This is a genomic window from Zwartia vadi, from assembly GCF_030410375.1.
Classification (GTDB): Bacteria; Pseudomonadota; Gammaproteobacteria; order Burkholderiales; family Burkholderiaceae_B; genus Zwartia; species Zwartia vadi.
Genome location: NZ_JAUHHE010000060.1, coordinates 1 through 255, shown reverse-complemented (window position 1 = coordinate 255; position 255 = coordinate 1). Strand labels below are relative to the sequence as shown.

Genomic DNA, 255 nt, shown 5'->3' with positions numbered 1-255 from the left:
GCCGCAGTATTCGAAACAGCGCGTGGCGGGATTTTGCGCGAAGGCCTCGGCTTTGATAGGTGCGATGTCGCAGTCGTGACCAATTTGGGGGTGGGCGACCATCTTGGCATGAACTTCATCACATCCTCCGATGGGTTGGCGCTGGTCAAGCGAGTCATCGTTCAAAACGTCGCGCCAACCGGTGCCGCAGTGCTCAACGCCATGGATCCAATGGTTCTAAAAATGGCTGATGCATGTCCGGGATCAGTGGTGCTT

The 255-nt window shown here is 56.5% G+C and carries 1 protein-coding gene; it reads left to right on the top strand.

Annotated features, from left to right (window positions below; all coding sequences use genetic code 11):
* A partial coding sequence (locus tag QWY27_RS15300; RefSeq protein ID WP_290199293.1) for a Mur ligase family protein occupies positions 1–255 on the top strand: 255 nt, incomplete at both ends.